Here is a 20205-nt window from a genome sequence, read left to right as displayed (position 1 = left end):
GCAAGTACCAGCTAGCCAAACGATTAAATATGTAGGTGCCGGTGACAAGACGCCAAGCGAAAACAAGCAAACGTTTACGTTTAACGGTCATCATAATGAAGCCACGAACCAAACGACGTGGGATGAGGCAAATCATACCTTCGGTAAGGTACAAACGCCAGTGATTGATGGTTACTACGCCGATGTGGAGGAAGCTGGTGGGGTAACGGTCACGCCAGATGATCCAAACAAGGTCATTACGGTAACGTACAAGCCAGTCGGCAAGATTGTGCCAAAGGATCCAGACGGTCATGAGATTCCAGGAAATCCAGGAGTACCATACACGAATGATCCAAACGACCCAACGGGAGTCACGCCAGACGAACCAGTTCCAACAATTCCAGGCTACACACCAAACAAGACGACGGTGACGCCAAATAATCCAGGTGAAGATACGCCAGTCACGTACACGCCAATTAATAATGATGAAAAACCAGTTGCCAACCATCACGGTGATGTTCCAACTTCAAAGCCAACGAAGGCAATGGATACCTTACCGCAAACTGGTAGCGAAAACGATAATGCCTTATCAATCTTGGGCTTATCAGCAATGTCATTAATGGCGATGGTCGGATTGAAGCGCAAGAAACGAGACTAGAATTTAGTTAGTTTTAGGATCCATATCTGATTAAAAGGGATTGGAGTCATAATGATTCCAATCCTTTTGTAATAAATGTAAATAAATGGGCATTCTTAAAATATGTTTAAAAATATTAAAAAATAGTGTAAAAATAAAGAAGATATCCGTGTTGCGCTTTTAAAACGGAAATAATATGGGAGGAAATTAAAATTAATAGGGTATGAGAAAAGTAATGATTATTTTCGGGACACGACCTGAAGCAATTAAAATGATTCCGATTATTAAGGAACTTAACCAGCAAGCGGGTTTACAATCAATTATTGTGACGACTGGTCAACATCGTGAACTTGTTAAGCAGATGTTAGCTAAATTTTCGATTGAATCTGACATTGACTTAGACATTATGGCGCCCCAACAAACGCTGACTGATATAACGACTAGGACTTTACAGCGACTGGAACCAGTGATTAAAGAGATTCACCCGGACATAGTTCTAGTCCATGGTGACACTACAACTACGATGGCAGCTAGTTTAGCCGCTTATTATCAACAAATTCCAGTTGGTCACGTGGAAGCTGGATTACGAACGGGAGACAAATACAGCCCTTATCCAGAAGAATTAAATCGGGTGATTGCTGATGCTATTAGTGATTTGTATTTTGCGCCAACTGAATTGTCACAACAAAATTTATTGCGTGAACATCACCAGGAAAATCATATTTACGTAACTGGGAATACGGCCATTGACATGATGAAGTATACATTGACCAAAAATTGGTCACATGAGGTATTTAATCAATTGCCGGCGGATAAAAAAACTGATTTTATTGACGATGCATCGGCGTGAAAATTGGGGTTCAAAGATGGCCAAGGTATTTGCGGCGATGAACCAATTTGTTAATGAACATGAGGAGGTAGCCGTTGTTTTTCCAGTCCATCCGAATCCAATTGTCCAAAAATTAGCTCATCAGTATTTTGATGATAATGATCGGGTGCAACTAATTAAGCCCTTGGATGTGATTGATTTTCATAATTTGGCGGCACGAAGTTGGGTTGTGTTAACTGATTCTGGGGGAATTCAAGAGGAAGCGCCGGCCTTAAAGAAACCGGTGTTAGTTCTGAGAGAAAGTACTGAGCGACCAGAAGGAGTTACGGCAGGAGTGTTACGATTAGTCGGTACTAATCCGGACGTGATTAAAACGATGTTGAATCATTTGTTGCATGACGAAGTAACCTACCAATCATTTTTAACAAATCAAAATCCATACGGTGATGGTCAAGCAGCGCAACGTATTGTGAAAATTATTGCTCAGTGGTTATTGAAAGAAGGTGATACAGATTGCGCAAGTAATTATTAGTTTGTCCATGGTTGGGGTGATTATTTATTTAATATGGTTAGGCTTGTTAATTGTGTTTGGTCAATCGCGGTATGCCCAGGTAGTGACAGAATTTGATTCAAAATATCAATTATGGATTCTTGTACCAGCGTTAAATGAAGCCCCGGTGATTTTAGCCACAATTCAACGTTTTTTGGTCGAAACTAAGACCTTACCAATGATTAAAATGTTAATTATTGATGATGGATCAAGTGATCAAACGTTCTCAATTGTGAACGATTTTATTTGTGATAATCGAATAAGCAAAGTTTTTTTGTACGCACCGTGAATTTCCAAATGCCCAAACTGGGAAAGGTGATGCTTTAAATTGGGGTTACCAGGTTTTGCTTAATCAGTACGCAACTGATCAACAACACTTAATAGTTGGCGTATTAGATGCTGATGCCTATTTAACCCAAGCAGGTTATCAACGGGTGTTAAATCAATTTACTGAAAATCCACAATTGGGGTTGTTACAAAGTGCGGTCAAAATTGTTAATCCTGATAATTGGCTCCAACGGTTGCAAGATATTGAATTTTTAGTGGTTAATAATTGGATTCAAAATTTACGTAATCGTCTTGGGAATGCAGCTGCATCCGGAAATGGGCAATTTGTTCGCGCAGCTTTAGTAATGGGTCATCATCCGTGGGGGAATGCGCTCCTGGAGGATTTTGAATTTAGTACCCGGTTTTTATTGCAGAAAATTGCTACGAAATATGATGGCGATATTTGGGTCTACCAGGAGGCAATTGCTAAGGTGAGACCATTTATTCGGCAACGAACTCGGTGGGCTCAAGGAGGTTTGGATTGTTTAGCTGGATATTGGCCGGCAATTATTAAAAGCAAATGCTTAACTAAACGAGCTAAGAGTGAAATGACCTTTTACATGTTATTGCCATTTATCACGGTTATTACGGGGTTAGCTAACATCTTAGTGCTTGGTTATGTTTTGGTTAATTTAAAAATTATGTGGCCAGTGTTGGTTATTTTAATAGTGATCAATGTGTTGGTAAATGGTTACTTAGGATTTGCATATTTGCAACGATTACCTGAGCAACAGCCTAGTCGGATAATTAGTAATCTGATTAATTTGTCATTTTATAATTACTTACTATATCCAGTGACAGTCCTAGCTTTTTATAAAAAATTACGCGGGCAGTCACGATGGGAAAAAAACGGATCATGGTAATTAAGTAACAAAAACTTGGAGGAAATTTTATGAATAAGAAGTTAGTTTCATTATTGGGAGTTTCAGCAGGATTACTTGCAGGCTTAGCGTTACAAACTAACGTTGCTTCTGCAGATGTTTATCAAGCATCAGCGGCAGTTAATAATGTGGCGTTAGTTGCTCAAACGGCCCCTGTTGCCGGTACAGCAGCAACAGCAGGTACAGCAGCAACAGCAGGTACAGCAGGCACGGCAGCAACAGCAGGCACGGCAGCAACAGCAGGCACGGCAGCAACAGCAGGTACAGCAGCAACGGCAGGCACGGCAGCAACAGCGGGTACGGCAGCGACAGCCGGTACATCCAGCACGACTACTAAAACCCACCATCAAACTAGTTGCTATGTTTGGGTACAAGTAACTTATATTCGAGTAATCCCAGTTTACTATTACTCATATAGTTTAAGTTACCGTTACTTAAACAACTGGATGTTTAATAGTTGTTACTGGATGTTCTAATCCTTATTTATAAATTAAAGGGTTTGCTATCTGAATTTTAAGATGGCAAACCCTTTTTGTAATTATTTAAATTTTTCACTGAGATAGTGGTTTAAAGCATGATCTTTCATTTCAAGATATTGTTGAAAAACGGTAACGGGGATTTGTGATGTATTACGATTAGAAATGGTTAGCAATGAAGAAAAATTTTGGTATTCTTCGAAAAATGAAACATTAAATTCGAGGCGTTGATTAATTGGAAGAATCAGTACAAGGCCACTATGGGGCGTAATGTATTGATTAAAATCAAACCGATTGTCAATTTGTTGGACCTGGATGATATTGATAGTTGTTGGTTAAAAGGTATCCTTAAGAGTTTGCATTAGGGATTTATTAATTCCACAAACAATCACGTTCAAGCGGAATTGATAATTTGATAGGAAGGTACTTTGGAGTTTGTTGGTAAAATCAGTAACTAAAAATGAATCAAGTCCGTCATGTAAACTGGTTTGTAAAGTCTTAGAGAAACGATATTTTAGCTGTGGATTAAGTTTCAACAACATACTTTGGGCAATTTCGGTTTGGGGAGCCGTAATGTAATGACAACGGGTAATGAAAGTTCGTTTGAAGATATAGGTGACAATTTCTTGAATTACGTCTTCATTAAGGACTTTTTCGGATGACTTAAGCAAATCTTGATACAAATGATGGTATTCCGGATTTTTCAAAATAGCAGGATATACATCTGGAGTGAAGTTAATGGTGGAGGCCGTTAAAAAAAATGAATTTAAAGTATTGATAGCCTGATTTTGATAATGAATTGTGGATGTTGAGTGACGTGAAATAGTCATCAATAAAGTTTTTCACTTGTTGGTCAAATAATGGTGTTTTGAATCGGTTCAACTTAGCAACTAAATGCAAATTGTCATCAAATTTAGATCGATTAACCCCTAGTGAGATTAACTCCAGTAAAAAAATATTATCGATGTTAACAATCACGTTGTCAGAATTGAAGTGCTTGGTGATTAAAGTTCGTAATATTTGCCGCTTAGTATCAGTGATTGGATGAATTTTAAATCCATATTTAACATTTAAAAGGGCAATCAGGAGGCGTTTGTTTAATTCATCACCAGTGACCGTATTGTGATTAAGTTTCAAATGGTATTCCTTGAGTGCCTTGTTAGCAAGGCGACGAGCCCCGTAAATTGATGAGGTTGAGCGGGCAAGGGTAAAGCTGACATTAATGATTGAGGTGTTTTCGTCATTGTTGTTTAAGGCAAATGATAAATACTTGAGGAGTAATGATTGCTGGTATGTTTCGGAATTATATTGAATGATGCCGGCGGTGTTATTTAAATAGTAATGGCCATTGGTATTTTTAATGCTAATTCAGAGTGATGAATTAATTCGATGATTGTTCGTTTACAAAAGGAAAGATTAAAGCCTAAGACCTTGCTGATTGCTTCGACCGTAATCCCTGGAGTGGTGAAAATAGTTCCGACAATGGAAAGCTTTTTATTAATAATAGGTTCAATAAAGTTATTAATCATCTTGTGGCTCCTTCTAAGACGTTATTAAGTTAAATTGCTATTAATATATCCTAGCGAGATTATTGTTATTTAAATTACAGTTTTTTTGAGAATGTTTAAATTTTTTTGTAACAAAGTCTACCGATAAATATTTAAAATAATCATTAAATAGCAACTTAAATAAAGGAAGGTAGACGAATGAGAGCTGACGAATTACATGTCTTAAATAACGGTGGAAAACCAATTTCAGTTCGGCGTCGTAAATTGGGAACTAGTTATGTTTTAACAGTGCCGTCGGCGGTCGAAATGTTAGTTGAAGTAGCCGATGAGTATCGATTAGAAATCCTTGAAGATGGTAGTTTATACTATTCGCCACTTAAACCAACCGATTTACAAGAGCATTAATTGACAATCATTATTTAAATAAAGGAGATGACCATGTTTTCACGGAATAATTTAAAGCAATATCAAAAGTATGCTAATCACCAGCAACGGTGGGCGTTAAGAAAGTACTCCTTTGGCGTTGCATCGGTGATGGTGGGGATGACGCTTGGATTATTAGGCGGGACGCAAGTTGCGGCTGCTGATCAGGAGCAACCAGGTCCGGTAGCTATGCTTAATGATAGTCCCTCAACTGTTGATAAGCAAACGGTACCAATGGGCACGGCAAGCAACCCCACCAATTCAATTCCTGATAATGTTCCAGTGACCACAAATGATGAATTGGTTACTGATCACCCAACGGTTAAAGCGCGGATGATGGTATCGTTGGTTGATGATATAACTTCCCAAACGATAAGTACGGTTAATTTAGCTGGGCAACCGGGGTCGACCATTGATTTTACCATTGCGGAAGATCAGATTACGAAGTATACGCAAGCTGGTTATGAGGTGGTTAAGCATGATTTACCAACTGGACGGACAAATTATGATTCGATTGATGATTCAAAGATTGTTAGCCAAGCCTATACGGTTCACTTAACGCATGGAACGGTGACCATTGACGTTGATAATCCCCAATTACCGGGGACTCCAATTAATCCCCAAGATCCAGCCAGCCCTATTTATACGGAGGAACAAGCTAATGTTGATGCTGACTATTTACTGTTAGTCAAATATCGGGGAGCAAGTAAAAATCCGCCAACTATCCTGCAAAATAGTCGTTGGACACGGTCGGTTATGATTGATAAAGTGACGGGAAAAACACTATCAACTACACCATGGATAACACCTGATAGTTACAATACAGTTAAAACGCCAATAGTACCCGGTTACTATGCTGATCAAGCGCAGGTGGTTGAAAACTTAATCCCAGAAAACCAAACTTATACAGTTAATTATCAGCCGGTTGGGAAGATGATTATTCAGGATGCAGCTGGACATCGTTTCCCTAATCAGCCTGATGTGGTGTATGCAAATGATCCGTTAGATGCAACCAAGGTACTAGCTAATCAACCGGTGCCAGTCATTATAGGATACACTCCTGCTATAACAGTAGTTACACCTATTCAACCAGGTGAAGATACAATCGTAACTTATACACCACGATTAGTTGCAGATGAAGTTCATACTAGTCAAACGATTCGTTATGTAGGGGCCGGAAAGGTAACACCTCAACCAGACGTTCAATTATTCACGTTTGTGGGGCAACGAAATGAATTAACTGGTGAGACAACGTGGGAAGTAGATGATCATACATTTGGAAAAGTCACAACACCGGTAATTATTGGATATTATGCTGATTTGGCAGTGGCAGGTGGCGAAACGGTGACTCCAGCTGATTCGCAACGAGATATTACGGTTACGTATACTCCGGTTGGATGATGGTCCCTCGTGATGAATACGGGCATGAAATTCCAGAATGTCCAGGAATGCCATATGAAAATGATCCTGACGATCCAACGAAAGTTTTAACTATGCAGTTAGTTCCAATGATTCCAGGGTATACAGCAACGGTTAAGACAGTGACCCCTGATCATCCTGGTAAAGATACCATAGTTACGTATGTTAAGCAGGTAACTTTAGGACCAAATGAACCAGGAACTGATGCTGAATCACAGGTAACGCCGGAAGAAACACCAGAGTCGATGCCCAAAGAAAAGCCATCGGAGCCGGAAGCATCAACTCCATCCCTTGAAATTCCGAAAGTAGATGCTGAACCGCAGGTGATTCCGGAAGAAACACCAGGAGCAACACCACAGTCGATGCCTGAAGTAAAGCCATCGGAACCGGAATCACCAACTCCATCTCCTGAAACTCCGAAAGCAGATGCTGAACCACAGGTAATGCCGGAAGAAACACCAGAGTCGACGCCTGAATCAAGACCATCGGAACCGGAATCACCAACACCATCCCCTGAAACTCCGAAAGTAGATGCTGAACCGCAGGTGATGCCGGAAGAAACACCAGGGGCAACGCCACAGTCGACGCCTGAAGTAAAGCCATCGAATCCGGAATTATCAACTCCATCCCCTGAAACTCCGAAAGCAGATACTGAACCACAGGTAATACCAAATGACTCAACGGAGAAGATTCAGGTTATAGAACGTTCGAATGGAAATGATAAATCACAGAAAAAGATACAAGCAAGAATGAAAAATCACGCATTTAATAAATCAATGCAGGGCAAGGATTTACCACAAACGGGAAATGAAATACCTAACCACCTAATAGGGTTAGGGTTATTAACAGTTTCATTAATGATGTTTGGTTTTAAACGTAAAAAGCAAAATTAGACTAATTAAATAGCAAAAGTCCAACCAAACTATGAACGTTAGTTTGGTTGGACTTTTTGAGATTGAATTTAGTGAATCTGAGTCGCTAAATCAAGCGCTTGAAACTGTTTTACTAAGGCTTGTAATTCAGGAGTGATTGTTGCTTGGGGGTTAAGCGCTAAGAAATATTTGAGTTGGACTTTGGTTGCATCCAATGGGATTAGGTTTAATGGTGTTGGGGGAAGCCGTTTTAAAATGCTAGCTGCTGACACTGTTAATCCCATGCCGTGGACAGCTAAATTCGTGGCCGTAATAATATTGTTAGTTGTTAAAACGATGTTAGGAACGATTTTATAGGCTTGTAAGAGACTGTTGATTTGTTGGCGAATGGCGGATTCGCTCGTGGTTAAAATTAGCGGTGCTTGGAATAATTGTTTTAAATCAACGGTCGTTGGATCCAAGATAAAGTGATTAGGTTGGAAAAATTCACTGGTTGATGGAATAACCAAATAGTAATTTTCTTGACCATTGGGATAAATCGTTAATTGTTGGTTTAAAGTTGCCGGGGTTTGACCGAGGTAGACATCGATTTGGTGACTTAATAACCGGGCTTCGCTTTCCCGTGGCGTTCCTTCGATTAATTGAATTTTAATATTGGAGTTAGCTGTAAAAATGGTGGGAGTAATTTGGGTAATAAGAAACTCCCTAAGGATGACCAAATGCCAATCCGAATCACCGCTTGATCACTAGTTAAGCGGGTTAATTGATCGTTAAAAGTTAATTGTTCGTGTTGTAATTTTTCTAAGTGTTGAATATACATTTCTCCCGCCGGCGTTAATTGGAAGGGGATGTGATCACGATTTAAAACCGGGGTCTTAAGGTCTTGTTCAACTTGTTTAACGACCTTGGTTAAATACGGTTGAGAAACATACAGGCGCGGGCGGCGTGGGTGAAATTACTATATTTCAACAGGGCTTGGAAATAATTAAGTAGAGTAGCGGGGTCTTTCATGAGGTTCCTCCATAACTGATTGGTTATATGAATATGATAAAACAAGTATTTAACGATTGAAAACTATTTTTATATAATTAAGTTAAATTATTCACAAAGTTTTTTTGCAAGGAGGATGACTGATGAAAGCAGGAAGTTATCAAGTTAAAGCCAAAGGTCATGGGAGTTCGTTTATGCCCATGATGGTAACGATTGAAGACGATCGAATTACTAAGATTGAAGTTGATTCATCGGGTGAAACGCGCGGGGTGGCGGATGAAGTCTTTAAGCGGCTGCCAGCCCAAATTGTGACTGGTCAAACGTTAAATGTTGATGCGGTGGCTGGGGCAACCATTTCGAGCCATGGGGTCATCGATGGGGTCAAGCAAGCGATTACGGCAGCCGGCGGGGATCCAATTGAATGGCAACAGCGTCCTTCCTTAGCGGCCCAACGTGGTGAAGATGAAGTAATGACGGCGGATGTGGTAGTTGTTGGGGCTGGTGGAGCTGGTTTGTCCGCTGCCGTTAAAGCCACGGAAGCTGGGCGCAAAGTCGTTGTACTAGAAAAGTTCCCACAGATTGGTGGGAATACGACGCGAGCTGGGGGACCATTAAATGCCGCCGATCCCGATTGGCAATTCCAATTTAAGGATTTACCAGGGGAAAAAGAAACGTTGCAAGAATTAGTTGACCTTGATCCACAAACCATTGCGCCTGAATATCGGGATGATTTTATGATGTTACGAGGACAATTAATCTCATACTTAGCCAGCGGTGGTAATTACTTGTTTGATTCGGCCTTGCTCCATGAAATCCAAACTTACCTGGGTGGAAAACGGACCGATTTAAACGGGCACACGATTTATGGGAAGTACCCATTAGTGCACACGTTAGTTACCCGTGCCTTAGAATCGGTAAAATGGCTAGCGGATCTTGGAGTTGAATTTGATCAAAGTGAGGTGACGGAACCAGTTGGTGGTCTCTGGCGTCGCGGACATAAGCCCGTTGAACCAATGGGATATGCTTTCATTCATGTGCTCGGGGATTGGTTAGCTGACCATCAAGTGGCGGTTCGAACGGAAACGACGGTTGATCAATTATTAATGGCCGATGGTCAGGTTGTTGGAGTACATGCGACGAAAGCGGATGGTTCGCAATTAACTGTGCACGCCAAGGCGGTGGTTTTAACAGCTGGTGGCTTTGGTGCCAACACGAAGATGGTGCAACAATATAATACTTATTGGGAACATATTGATGACGATATTGCGACGACGAACTCACCATCGATTACTGGTGATGGTATTCGCCTGGGCCAAAGCGCTGGAGCAGCCTTAACTGGAATGGGCTTCATTCAATTAATGCCCGTTTCTGATCCGGAAACTGGGGAATTGTTCACAGGGCTGCAAACGCCACCGGCCAACTTCATTATGGTGAACCAACAAGGAAAACGGTTCGTCAATGAATTTGCGGAACGTGATACGTTAGCCAAGGCGGCGATTGCTAACGGCGGCTTGTTCTACTTAATTGCCGATGACAAAATTAAGGAAACTGCCTACAACACGACGCAAGCCTCAATTGATGCTCAAGTGGCGGCTGGCACGTTATACAAAGCGGATACCTTAGCTGACTTAGCGACGCAGTTAGAGATGGATCCAGCCGTCTTAACGGATACGATTGCCAAGTACAATTCCTATGTTGACCAACGGCATGACCCTGAATTTAACAAGAGTGTCTTTGGTTTGAAAGTTGAACAGGCGCCATTCTATGCCACGCCACGAAAACCGGCCATTCACCACACGATGGGGGGCTTAGTGATTGATGAACAGGCTCATGTTTTGAATGAACAAGGCCAAATCATTGCCGGCCTTTACTCAGCGGGGGAAAATGCTGGTGGTCTGCACGCTGGTAACCGGTTAGGCGGCAACTCCTTATCAGACATCTTTACCTTTGGGCGGATTGCGGCGGAAACGATTGAACAAGATTACTTTAGCCAAGTTGATACAAACGCGGGGGCTTCAAAATAAATAAAATGGATCATGCCGAATTATTGGCATGATCCATTTTTTTTACTATGATTAATAATTAATGCCGGCTACTCCGGTGACTTGAGCTACCGCTGATTTTATGGACTTTGGTTTTGAATTTTGGTGTATCACTAGGAACGAATTTAAAATGTTTCATTTTGCCACGATAGGGTTGGCCAGTTAATTTGGCGTTCGTCCAGGCGCGCATCGCTTTGGTCATATTGTCAATGTCGGTTAAGTGGGCGGGGGCTTCGACTTTGGCGGTGCGTTTAATGTCATCTTGGAGCCGGAAAATCAGTTGATTATGATAGGTTAATAATGCTTGCGTGAGCGGTTCATTGCGATAGGAATTAAAGAGTTGTTGGATTAATTCTAGCGCTTGGGTGACGGATGTTGGTTGGACGTAGCGTTCATCGTGGTTGGACATGTTGAATACCTCAAATTTATTTTGACTTTTGTTGACTTTTATTGACAATTCTAGAATCAGTTGTTATATTAATAATAGTTTTTAGCACTTGAACTTGACGAGTGCTAAAAAGGAAGTGATGAGATTGTTAACGAAACGTCAAGAACTAATTCTGCAATTGATTGTGCGCCAATATACTACCACAGGACGCCCGGTAGGTTCAAAGGACTTAGCCGAACAATTGCCAGTGAAAGCCAGCTCAGCGACGGTCCGTAACGAAATGGCGACCTTGGAACAAGCAGGTACTTGATGAAGCAACATTCATCATCGGGACGGATTCCAGCCAAGTTAGGCTATCGCTACTATGTTGATCATTTGTTGGATCCGCAAGCCGTTTCCGCCAATGATCTAAGTTTGATCCAGCACTCCCTCGGCAGTCGCTTTCAACAGATTGATGAAGTGATTTCACAATCCGCGACGATGCTATCAAATCTAACTTCGTATACTGCCTTTTCAATTCGGTCAGACCAACGGGAACAACATTTAAGTGGTTTCCGGATGGTCCCAATGGGTGATCATCAAGTGGTAGCGATTTTAGTTACGGATGGCGGTGATGTTGAAAGTCAGACGTATCATTTACCGGTCGATTTAGATACCGAAGCGCTCGAAGCCGTGATTCGCTTGATTAACGATCAATTAAAAGGATTGCCATTAGGGCAAGTGATGCAACGATTGCAAACGGATATTCCAATGCAAGTTGCTAATTACTTGAGTCAACCAGAAGGCTTTTTAGAATTATTTGATCATATTCTTGGTCAAGCGGCCCGCGAACGTTACTTTGTAGGGGGACGGACGAATTTATTTGGCTTTGCCGATGAATATAGTTCTGAACAACTCCAAGCGGTATATCAATTGATGGATAAAAATGACCAAATGGCCGCCATTTTAGACCAACCAATGACGAACGAGCAGTCAACAGCAGTTCAAGTTCGAATTGGGAATGAAATTGCTGATAATCAAGCTTTGGCCCAGTCCAGTTTGATTACGGCGAAGTATCAAGTTCCTGGTTATGGGGAAGGTTTAATTGCGGTATTAGGTCCGACTCGGATGTCATATTCACGGACAATTGGGTTGGTTGATGCGTTTAGAAACGAACTGGCGCGGCGCTTATTGGATCAATATCACCACTACCAAGAGTAAGAGGAGGCACGAATGGCAAAGGAAGAAACAGCAAACGTTGCTGAAGAAGCAACGGAAGAAGTTGAAGCTACGCAAGCCACGGATGAACAAGCAACAACGGAAGCTGATGACCAATTAGCAACGTTAAATCAACAAATTACGGATTTACAAGCTCAATTAGCGACGGCCGAAGATCAAGCTTTGCGCGCCCAAGCAGAAATCCAAAACATGACGAAGCGGACGAAAAAGGAACAAGCCCAATTACTAAAGTATGAAGGGCAATCCTTAGCAAAGTCATTATTACCAGTCTTGGATAACTTGAAGCGCGCCTTATCAATTGAGGTTACGGATGAACATGGTGAACAATTGAAGAAGGGGATTCAAATGGTCCACGATCAATTAGTTAGTTCGTTGAAGGAACACCATGTTGAAGAAGTGGATGCCTTAGGCAAGAGCTTTGATCCAAATACGCAACAAGCCGTTCAAACGGTGCCGGTTGAAGATGGGCAAGAACCGGAAACGGTCGTTGAAGTCTTGCAAGCTGGTTATACGTTGCACGATCGGGTCTTGCGCCCTGCGATGGTTGTGGTGGCACAATAGTAACAGTATGCGAGCCCGTCTAGAAACTCCGGTGGCTAAGCTTGTAATCGCAACGGCACTCGGCTACGAGGGTCGGCAGTGATTTCAGCTTAGCACGAGGAAACTTAGGGCGAGCATCATTACATGTGTGATTAGAACCTATTCGATTCACAACCGCAGTTACGTTTCGCCTAAATTTACTCCGGCGTTACGTACGATTAATTAACTAATAAATAAATTTTTGAAAGAGGTAAAGATAATTATGGCAAGTAACAAAATTATCGGGATTGACTTAGGGACGACGAACTCCGCCGTTGCAGTCATGGAAGGTAACGAACCAAAGATTATTACGAACCCAGAAGGTGGTCGGACGACGCCATCGGTAGTTTCATTTAAGAATGGTGAAATCCAAGTGGGGGAAGTTGCTAAGCGGCAAGCAATTACGAACCCAAACACGATTAAGTCAATCAAGTCCCACATGGGTGAAGAAGGCTACACGGTTGAAATTGAAGCAAGGAATACACGCCACAACAAATTTCAGCCATGATCTTACAATACATCAAGAAGTACGCTGAAGATTACATTGGTGATACGGTTTCTGAAGCCGTTATCACGGTGCCAGCTTACTTTAACGATGCCCAACGGCAAGCCACGAAGGATGCTGGTAAGATTGCCGGACTTGATGTTAAGCGGATTATCAACGAACCAACGGCTTCTTCATTAGCTTACGGTTTGAACAAGCAAGACAAGGACGAAAAGATCTTAGTTTACGACCTTGGTGGTGGGACGTTTGACGTTTCCATTCTTGAACTTGGTGATGGGGTCTTTGAAGTGCTCTCCACGAACGGGGACACGCACCTTGGTGGGGACGACTTTGACCAAAAGATTATCGATTGGTTAGTCGCTGACTTTAAGGCAGAAAACGGGATTGACTTATCACAAGATAAGATGGCCTTACAACGGTTGAAGGACGCTGCTGAAAAGGCAAAGAAGGATGTTTCTGGGGTACAAGAAGCACAAATCAGCTTACCATTCATCACGTCTGGTGAAAATGGTCCATTGCACTTAGAAACAACGTTAACGCGGGCTAAGTTCAACCAATTAACGAACGACTTAGTTGAACGGACGAAGCAACCAGTGCTTAACGCTATGAAGGATGCTGGTCTTTCATTTAACGAAATCGATGAAGTCATCCTTAACGGTGGTTCAACGCGGATTCCAGCCGTGCAAGAAATGGTTAAGGAATTAACTGGGAAGGAACCTAACCACTCCATCAACCCTGATGAAGCCGTTGCACTTGGGGCTGCTGTACAAGGTGGGGTCTTAACTGGTGACGTTAAGGATGTGGTCTTACTTGACGTAACGCCACTTTCCCTCGGGATTGAAACGATGGGTGGTGTGTTCACGAAGTTAATTGATCGGAACACGACGATTCCAACATCGAAGTCACAAGTCTTCTCAACGGCAGCTGATAACCAACCAGCTGTTGATATCCACGTCTTACAAGGTGAACGTCCAATGGCGGCCGACAACAAGACGCTTGGAAACTTCCAATTAACGGATATTCCACCTGCACCTCGTGGGGTTCCTCAAATCAAGGTGACGTTTGACATTGACCGGAACGGGATTGTTAATGTTTCGGCTGAAGATCAAGGAACGCACAAGAAGCAAAACATTACCATCAAGTCTAACTCTGGTTTGACGGATGAAGAAATTGAACAAATGAAGAAGGATGCCGAAGCTAACGCTGAAGCCGATGCAAAGCGGAAGGAAGAAGCTGACCTTCGGAATGAAGTTGACCAATTACTCTTCCAAACGGACAAGGTCTTAGATGAAATGAAGGACAAGGTTGACGAAGCCGACGTGAAGAAGGCCCAAGATGCTAAGGATGCTTTGAAGAAGGCTCAAGATGACAACGACCTTGATGCAATGAAGGAAAAGAAGGATGAATTGAACAAGATTGTGCAAGATTTATCCGTTAAGCTTTACCAACAAGCGCAACAAGCCCAAGGTCAAGCTGATGGGGCAGCCAACCAAGGTGATGCCAACAACGGTGACAACAACACGGTTGATGGTGACTTTGAAGAAGTTGACCCTAACAAGTAATTAAGTAAATCACAAAAAGGCTGAGTTAAATCCCAGCCTTTTTGTCTAGAGGAGTAATAATGGCACAACAAGATTATTATGAAACGCTCGGCGTAAGTCGCGATGCGTCAGATAAAGAAATTAAACGGGCTTTTCGGAAGTTAGCTGCCAAGTATCACCCGGATGTTAATCGATCAGAAGGGGCCGAAGAAAAGTTTAAGGAAATTAACGAAGCTTATGAAACGTTAAGTGATCCTCAAAAGAAGGCCAACTATGATCAATATGGTTCCGCTGAAGGTCCACAAGGCTTTGGTGGCTTCGGTGGCCAAGGTGGTTTTGGCGGTGCCCAAGGTGGATATTCGGATTTTGCTGATATTTTTGGTGACTTGTTCGGTGGTGGTCGCGCGCGGCGGGACCCAATGGCGCCACAAGCCGGAAAAGATTTACAATACACCATGACGATTGACTTTATGGATGCGATTTTTGGGAAGGAAACGCAAATTAAGTACAATCGGGATACGGCCTGTGACGTTTGTCACGGGGATGGGACCAAGCCTGGTAAGTCCGCGCATACGTGTGCCCAATGTGGTGGATCCGGATTTGTGATTACGCAACAACGGACGATGATGGGCATGATGCAATCGCAACAAATTTGTCCAACTTGTCATGGGACAGGGAAAGAAATCAATCCAGCCGACCGGTGTGATAAGTGTCATGGTGAAGGCCACGTCCAAGAACGCCATGAAGTTAAGGTCAAGATTCCAGCTGGGGTTGATGATGGTCAACAAATGCGCTTGCAAGGCCAAGGTGAAGTTGGAAGAATGGTGGTCCTTACGGTGATCTTTACATCATCTTTAATGTGACCCCAAGTCGTGACTTTACCCGGGAAGGAACCAATATTTACGTTGATCAACCAATTTCAATTGCACAAGCGACGTTGGGTGACAAAATTAAGGTCAAGACGGTCCATGGGGAAGTTGATTTAAACATCCCCGCCGGGACGCAAGGCGAAACCAATTTCCGGTTACGTGGGAAAGGGGTTCCCGTCCTGAATGGGAATGGTAACGGGGACGAATTCGTTAAAGTTCACGTTGAAATTCCAAAGAAGCTTAACAAGCGCCAAGAAGAAGCGATGATGGCCTTTGCCCAAGCTAGTGGCGATCAAGTTGACGGGGTTAAAAACGGGTTCTGGGAAAAGTTGAAGGACGCGTTTGAAGACTAGTATGCGACGCCGTTAAAAAATTGCGTGGGCTAAGTCGTGAATCGCGTACGAGGGAATGCAATTCCATCGAAGCGATTTTAACTTAGCCATAGCAATTTTAGGCGGAGCATCATTACTAGTGTGATTCGAAGACTTATACTGAGGAAACTTAGAGCGACCCTGCGAACATCATTCTAAGCGTGTATATACCCCAAAAACGCGGAGCTAGAATTAGCCCCGCGTTTTTGCTATACTTATTACTATTAATGAACGTAGAAAGTAGGCTATTTGACATGGATTTAGCAGCAATGCAAGAACGCCAAAAGCACATTCGTAACTTCTCAATTGTCGCCCATATTGACCATGGGAAGTCTACGTTGGCGGATCGAATTTTGGAAATGACGGATACCGTAAGTAAGCGGGAAATGACGAACCAAATCCTAGATGATATGGAACTCGAACGGGAACGGGGAATCACGATTAAGTTAAACGCCGTGGCCCTGACTTATCATGCCGATGATGGTGAAGATTACATTTTCCACCTGATTGATACCCCAGGTCACGTTGACTTTTCATATGAAGTATCACGATCCTTGGCCGCCTGTGAAGGGGCGATTTTAGTCGTTGATGCCACGCAAGGGGTTGAAGCCCAAACATTAGCCAATGTTTACTTGGCGCTTGATAACGACTTGGAAATCTTACCAGTGATTAATAAAATTGATTTACCATCCGCTGACGCCGCTGGGACGAAAGCCCAAATCGAAGAAGAAATTGGGTTAGATACTGATGAGGCGGTGGATATTTCTGCTAAGAGCGGCCTTGGGGTGAAGGATGTGTTGGAAAAAAAATTGTCCAAGATATTCCGGCCCCCACTGGTGATTTAGATGCCCCCTTAAAGGCGTTGATTTTCGATTCGAAGTACGATGATTACCGCGGGGTGGTCTTGAGTGTCCGGGTGACCGAAGGGGTGGTCAAACGTGGTGATCGGATTAAGTTCATCAACAGTGGCGCCGAATATGAAGTGGCCGAAGTTGGGATTAACTCGCCAAAGCCAATTGCCCAAGATTACTTAATGGCCGGGGATGTAGGTTATATTACGGCTTCAATCAAAGATATTAAGGATGCGCGGGTTGGGGATACGATTACGATTGCTAATAACCCAGCACCCGAAGCCATCCATGGGTACCGGCAAATGCAACCAATGGTTTATGCCGGGCTTTACCCAACGGACAATGCGAAGTTTAATGACTTACGGGAAGCCTTAGAAAAGTTGCAACTAAACGATGCGGCCCTGACGTTTGAACCGGAAAGTTCCCAAGCGCTTGGTTTTGGGTTCCGGTGTGGTTTCTTAGGAATGCTGCACATGGATGTGATCCAAGAACGGCTCGAACGAGAATTTAACCTCGAATTGATTACCACCGCCCCATCAGTTACGTACCATGTGTACCAACATGATGGTGAAATGTTGAATGTCGAAAACCCAGCTGAAATGCCGGATGTAACGATGATTAAATCAATTGAAGAGCCGTTTGTAAAGGCTTCGATTATGGTTCCCAATGATTATGTAGGGGCCGTGATGGAATTATGTCAACGCAAGCGGGGGCAATTCGATACGATGGAATATTTGAGTGATACGCGGGTGAACGTGATGTACCATATTCCATTGGCGGAAATTATTTATGATTTCTTTGATCGGTTGAAGAGTAGTACGCGGGGCTATGCTTCCCTTGACTATGAAATTGATGATTACCGGCCAAGTGATTTGGTTAAGATTGATATTCTCTTAAATGGTGATCGAGTCGATGCTTGAGTTTCATCAGTCACCGCAGTTTTGCGGAACAACGCGGGCGCGAAATTGCAACGACCTTGAAGGGAATTATTCCGCGGCAAAACTTTGAAATTCCAATTCAAGCTGCAATTGGTTCGAAGATTATTGCGCGGACGAATATTAAGGCTTATCGGAAGGACGTGACGGCCCGGATTCATACGGGTGACCCTGATAGACGGGCGAAGTTGTTAGACAAGCAAAAACGGGGTAAGAAGCGGATGAAGGCCGTGGGGAAAGTTGAAGTCCCACAAGCTGCCTTTATGGCTGTCTTACAAACGGATGAAGAAACAAAAGATTAGTTATAGATAGGTTGGAACCAAAGCTACTTGACACTCCTAATGAGCTAGCCTAGCACGGACGTTAACGCTTTAAAGCGATGGCGTTCGTGGGTAGCTAGCTTCGAGGAGCGTGCTTTGGGACCATAGTTAGATAGGTTGGAACCAAAGCTAATGGTTGCCAACCTTTTTATATACTTAAAGATAATTTGCACAAAGTCGAACAATGTGAAGTAAGCACGAAAAAAACTAATAAAATTAACTAATTCATCGGTTATCTATGTGAAATCCCTACCAATTTGTGAAAAAAAGTACTATAATAAAGTTGTTCATGAAATGAGATAGATAGATCGGAGGAGAGATTTATGGACACGAGTGCAAAACAACCAAATCGTTGGTTAGTTGTGTTAGGGACCGTGTTAATTCAAATTGCCGCTGGGTCATTTTATGCCTGGGCTATTTTTAACAACGGTTTCATGATGAAAACCGGGGGACAATTACAAATTGTCAATGGTGTGAAGAAGATCATGGGTGGTTTACCAGCCGGATCAGTTAGTTTTACGTTTACGTTAGGGATGCTTTGTTTATCAACGGCAACCTTAGCCGGGATTCCATTAGCTAAGAAGTATGGTAACAAGAAGGTGAACTTAATTGCTGGGATTATCTACGGATTAGCTATCCTTGCGTTAACGTTAGTTGGTGCCGACACTTCAATCTGGTTCATGTGGCTCTTTGGTGGGGTCTTCTTAGGGGCCATGAACGGGGTGCTTTACTTAACGACATTGACGAACGCCATCAAGTGGTTCCCAGAAAAGAAAGGTTGATTTCTGGGATTTGTGTGGCTAGTTATGGTTTAGGTTCATTCATTTTCAAGTACATTGATATGTGGGTTGCTGGTGGTAATGGTGCCATTACAGCCGCTAACATTGATCGGGTCTTAACTTGGTGGGGGATTTTAGCCTTAATCTTAGCCGTTGGTGGTTCATTAATGCTTAAGGATGCTCCAGAAGCCGAAGCTACGACGACGACGGATGCAGCGGATGATAAGGATAACTTCTCACCAAAGGAAATGTTACACACGCCACAAGCTTACATGATTTTCTTCTGCTTGATGACGGCATGTATGTTCATGGGACTCTTAGGGGCCGCCGTAACGAACATGGCTGCAGCTTGGACGCAACATCCAAACGAAATCAACGTTTGGGCTGGTTCAGCCGATGCTGCCTTCTTCGTGGCCGTGGTTGCGATTGCTAACACGATTGGTCGATTTGTCATGGGTTGGTTATCTGACGTGATTGGTCGGAAACCAGTCTTCTTCATTACTTACATTGTGCAAGTAATTGTCTTATTAAGCTTAATCATGACGAAGCCTGGGACGATGAGCATGGGCTTAATGTACACGCTTGTGATGGCCTTAGCCTTCTGTTTCGGTGGGAACATTACGGTGTTGCCAACCTTCGTATCTGATTACTTTGGGATGCGTGATTCTTCACGGAACTACTCATTGATTTACCAAGGTTTCGGGATTGGGGCAATTTGTGTTGGTTTCTTGATGGCCTCAGGAAACCCATTAAACCCTGGGAAGGTCGTGCTCAGTAACGGAGCGGTTCTTTCTCAAAACTTTATGTTAATCAACTGGGTGCTCTTAGTAATGAGTATCATTTCATTAATCTTCTTTGCAATTTTAAAGAAGCCAGTTAAGCACTAAAATATAAATAATCATGAGCTAAAAAAAGC

The 20205-nt window shown here is 42.8% G+C and carries 17 protein-coding genes and 5 pseudogenes; 16 read left to right on the top strand and 6 right to left on the bottom strand.

The features are described from left to right. The 5 genes and pseudogenes from JCM14505_RS08010 to JCM14505_RS09060 all read left to right on the top strand — a co-directional run. A partial coding sequence (locus tag JCM14505_RS08010; protein ID WP_156249877.1) for a mucin-binding protein occupies positions 1–637 on the top strand: 637 nt, incomplete at its 5' end. A 202-nt stretch (positions 638–839) separates the two neighbouring features. Then, positions 840–1977: pseudogene (gene wecB / locus JCM14505_RS08005) on the top strand (non-hydrolyzing UDP-N-acetylglucosamine 2-epimerase). Next, positions 1949–2284 (top strand): glycosyltransferase, encoded by a 336-nt coding sequence (locus JCM14505_RS09795; protein ID WP_225352321.1) that lies wholly within the window; start codon positions 1949–1951, stop codon positions 2282–2284. Before wecB ends, JCM14505_RS09795 begins: the two are co-directional and overlap by 29 nt. A gap of 55 nt (positions 2285–2339) precedes the next feature. Then, positions 2340–3185, top strand: coding sequence for a glycosyltransferase family 2 protein (locus JCM14505_RS08000; RefSeq protein ID WP_225352320.1), 846 nt, complete (start codon positions 2340–2342; stop codon positions 3183–3185). Between the two features lie 29 nt (positions 3186–3214). Then, complete coding sequence (locus tag JCM14505_RS09060; RefSeq protein ID WP_054653934.1) at positions 3215–3679, top strand: hypothetical protein; 465 nt, start codon at positions 3215–3217, stop codon at positions 3677–3679. Between the two features lie 335 nt (positions 3680–4014). Here the strand turns inward: JCM14505_RS09060 and JCM14505_RS07990 are convergent, their stop codons facing one another. From JCM14505_RS07990 to JCM14505_RS07980, 3 genes are read right to left on the bottom strand one after another with little or no spacing between them, the layout of a single operon-like run. Beyond that, a complete protein-coding gene (locus tag JCM14505_RS07990) occupies positions 4015–4386 on the bottom strand; it encodes a hypothetical protein (protein ID WP_153010999.1) in 372 nt (123 codons plus the stop codon). Between the two features lie 28 nt (positions 4387–4414). Continuing rightward, a complete protein-coding gene (locus JCM14505_RS08805) occupies positions 4415–4993 on the bottom strand; it encodes a helix-turn-helix domain-containing protein (RefSeq protein WP_225352324.1) in 579 nt (192 codons plus the stop codon). A 17-nt stretch (positions 4994–5010) separates the two neighbouring features. Continuing rightward, positions 5011–5208, bottom strand: coding sequence for a hypothetical protein (locus tag JCM14505_RS07980; protein ID WP_054653928.1), 198 nt, complete (start codon positions 5206–5208; stop codon positions 5011–5013). 177 nt (positions 5209–5385) lie between these two features. Here JCM14505_RS07980 and JCM14505_RS07975 point away from each other — a divergent pair, with 177 nt between their 5' ends. The 3 genes from JCM14505_RS07975 to JCM14505_RS10180 are packed head-to-tail and all read left to right on the top strand — an operon-like array spanning position 5386 to position 7922. Continuing rightward, complete coding sequence (locus JCM14505_RS07975; RefSeq protein WP_054653926.1) at positions 5386–5592, top strand: hypothetical protein; 207 nt, start codon at positions 5386–5388, stop codon at positions 5590–5592. Positions 5593–5625: 33 nt separating this feature from the next. Continuing rightward, the gene (locus tag JCM14505_RS07970) at positions 5626–7011 is read left to right on the top strand and encodes a mucin-binding protein (protein ID WP_054653924.1); all 1386 of its coding nucleotides are present in this window, start codon (positions 5626–5628) and stop codon (positions 7009–7011) included. Then, complete coding sequence (locus tag JCM14505_RS10180; protein ID WP_054653922.1) at positions 7008–7922, top strand: LPXTG cell wall anchor domain-containing protein; 915 nt, start codon at positions 7008–7010, stop codon at positions 7920–7922. The genes JCM14505_RS07970 and JCM14505_RS10180 overlap by 4 nt, the downstream gene beginning before the upstream one ends. A gap of 68 nt (positions 7923–7990) precedes the next feature. Here the strand turns inward: JCM14505_RS10180 and JCM14505_RS07960 are convergent, their stop codons facing one another. Further along, positions 7991–8620, bottom strand: a complete 630-nt coding sequence (locus JCM14505_RS07960) for a LysR family transcriptional regulator substrate-binding protein (RefSeq protein WP_054653920.1) — start codon at positions 8618–8620, stop codon at positions 7991–7993. Next, positions 8539–8835 carry a LysR family transcriptional regulator gene (locus JCM14505_RS09780; protein WP_225352322.1) on the bottom strand — a complete coding sequence of 99 codons (297 nt, stop codon included), beginning with the start codon at positions 8833–8835 and terminating at the stop codon, positions 8539–8541. Before JCM14505_RS09780 ends, JCM14505_RS07960 begins: the two co-directional genes overlap by 82 nt. Positions 8836–9034: 199 nt before the next feature. On the opposite strand from JCM14505_RS09780, the gene JCM14505_RS07955 reads away from it, so the two are divergent. Further along, positions 9035–10915, top strand: coding sequence for a flavocytochrome c (locus JCM14505_RS07955; protein WP_054653918.1), 1881 nt, complete (start codon positions 9035–9037; stop codon positions 10913–10915). 58 nt (positions 10916–10973) lie between these two features. Here the strand turns inward: JCM14505_RS07955 and JCM14505_RS07950 are convergent, their stop codons facing one another. Then, on the bottom strand, positions 10974–11342 hold the full coding sequence (locus JCM14505_RS07950; RefSeq protein WP_054653916.1) for a hypothetical protein: 369 nt from the start codon (positions 11340–11342) through the stop codon (positions 10974–10976). Positions 11343–11466: 124 nt separating this feature from the next. Between JCM14505_RS07950 and hrcA the strand changes: the two are divergent. From hrcA to JCM14505_RS07920, 7 genes and pseudogenes are all read left to right on the top strand, one after another. Then, positions 11467–12521, top strand: a pseudogene (gene hrcA / locus JCM14505_RS07945) (heat-inducible transcriptional repressor HrcA). Positions 12522–12533: 12 nt separating this feature from the next. Beyond that, positions 12534–13100, top strand: a complete 567-nt coding sequence (grpE, locus tag JCM14505_RS07940) for a nucleotide exchange factor GrpE (protein ID WP_054653914.1) — start codon at positions 12534–12536, stop codon at positions 13098–13100. A gap of 241 nt (positions 13101–13341) precedes the next feature. Then, positions 13342–15185: pseudogene (gene dnaK / locus JCM14505_RS07935) on the top strand (molecular chaperone DnaK). Positions 15186–15244: 59 nt separating this feature from the next. Continuing rightward, positions 15245–16386 (top strand): annotated as a pseudogene (gene dnaJ, locus JCM14505_RS07930) (molecular chaperone DnaJ). A 272-nt stretch (positions 16387–16658) separates the two neighbouring features. Next, positions 16659–18492: pseudogene (gene lepA / locus JCM14505_RS07925) on the top strand (translation elongation factor 4). 341 nt (positions 18493–18833) lie between these two features. Then, on the top strand, positions 18834–19292 hold the full coding sequence (locus JCM14505_RS09775) for an MFS transporter (RefSeq protein ID WP_225352319.1): 459 nt from the start codon (positions 18834–18836) through the stop codon (positions 19290–19292). Then, positions 19268–20176 (top strand): MFS transporter, encoded by a 909-nt coding sequence (locus JCM14505_RS07920; protein ID WP_225352318.1) that lies wholly within the window; start codon positions 19268–19270, stop codon positions 20174–20176. Before JCM14505_RS09775 ends, JCM14505_RS07920 begins: the two co-directional genes overlap by 25 nt. Positions 20177–20205 lie beyond the last annotated feature (29 nt).

Origin of the sequence: Limosilactobacillus equigenerosi DSM 18793 = JCM 14505, from assembly GCF_001311375.1 — a bacterium.
Lineage (GTDB): Bacteria > Bacillota > Bacilli > Lactobacillales > Lactobacillaceae > Limosilactobacillus > Limosilactobacillus equigenerosi.
This window is presented reverse-complemented; position numbering and strand designations above follow the sequence as displayed.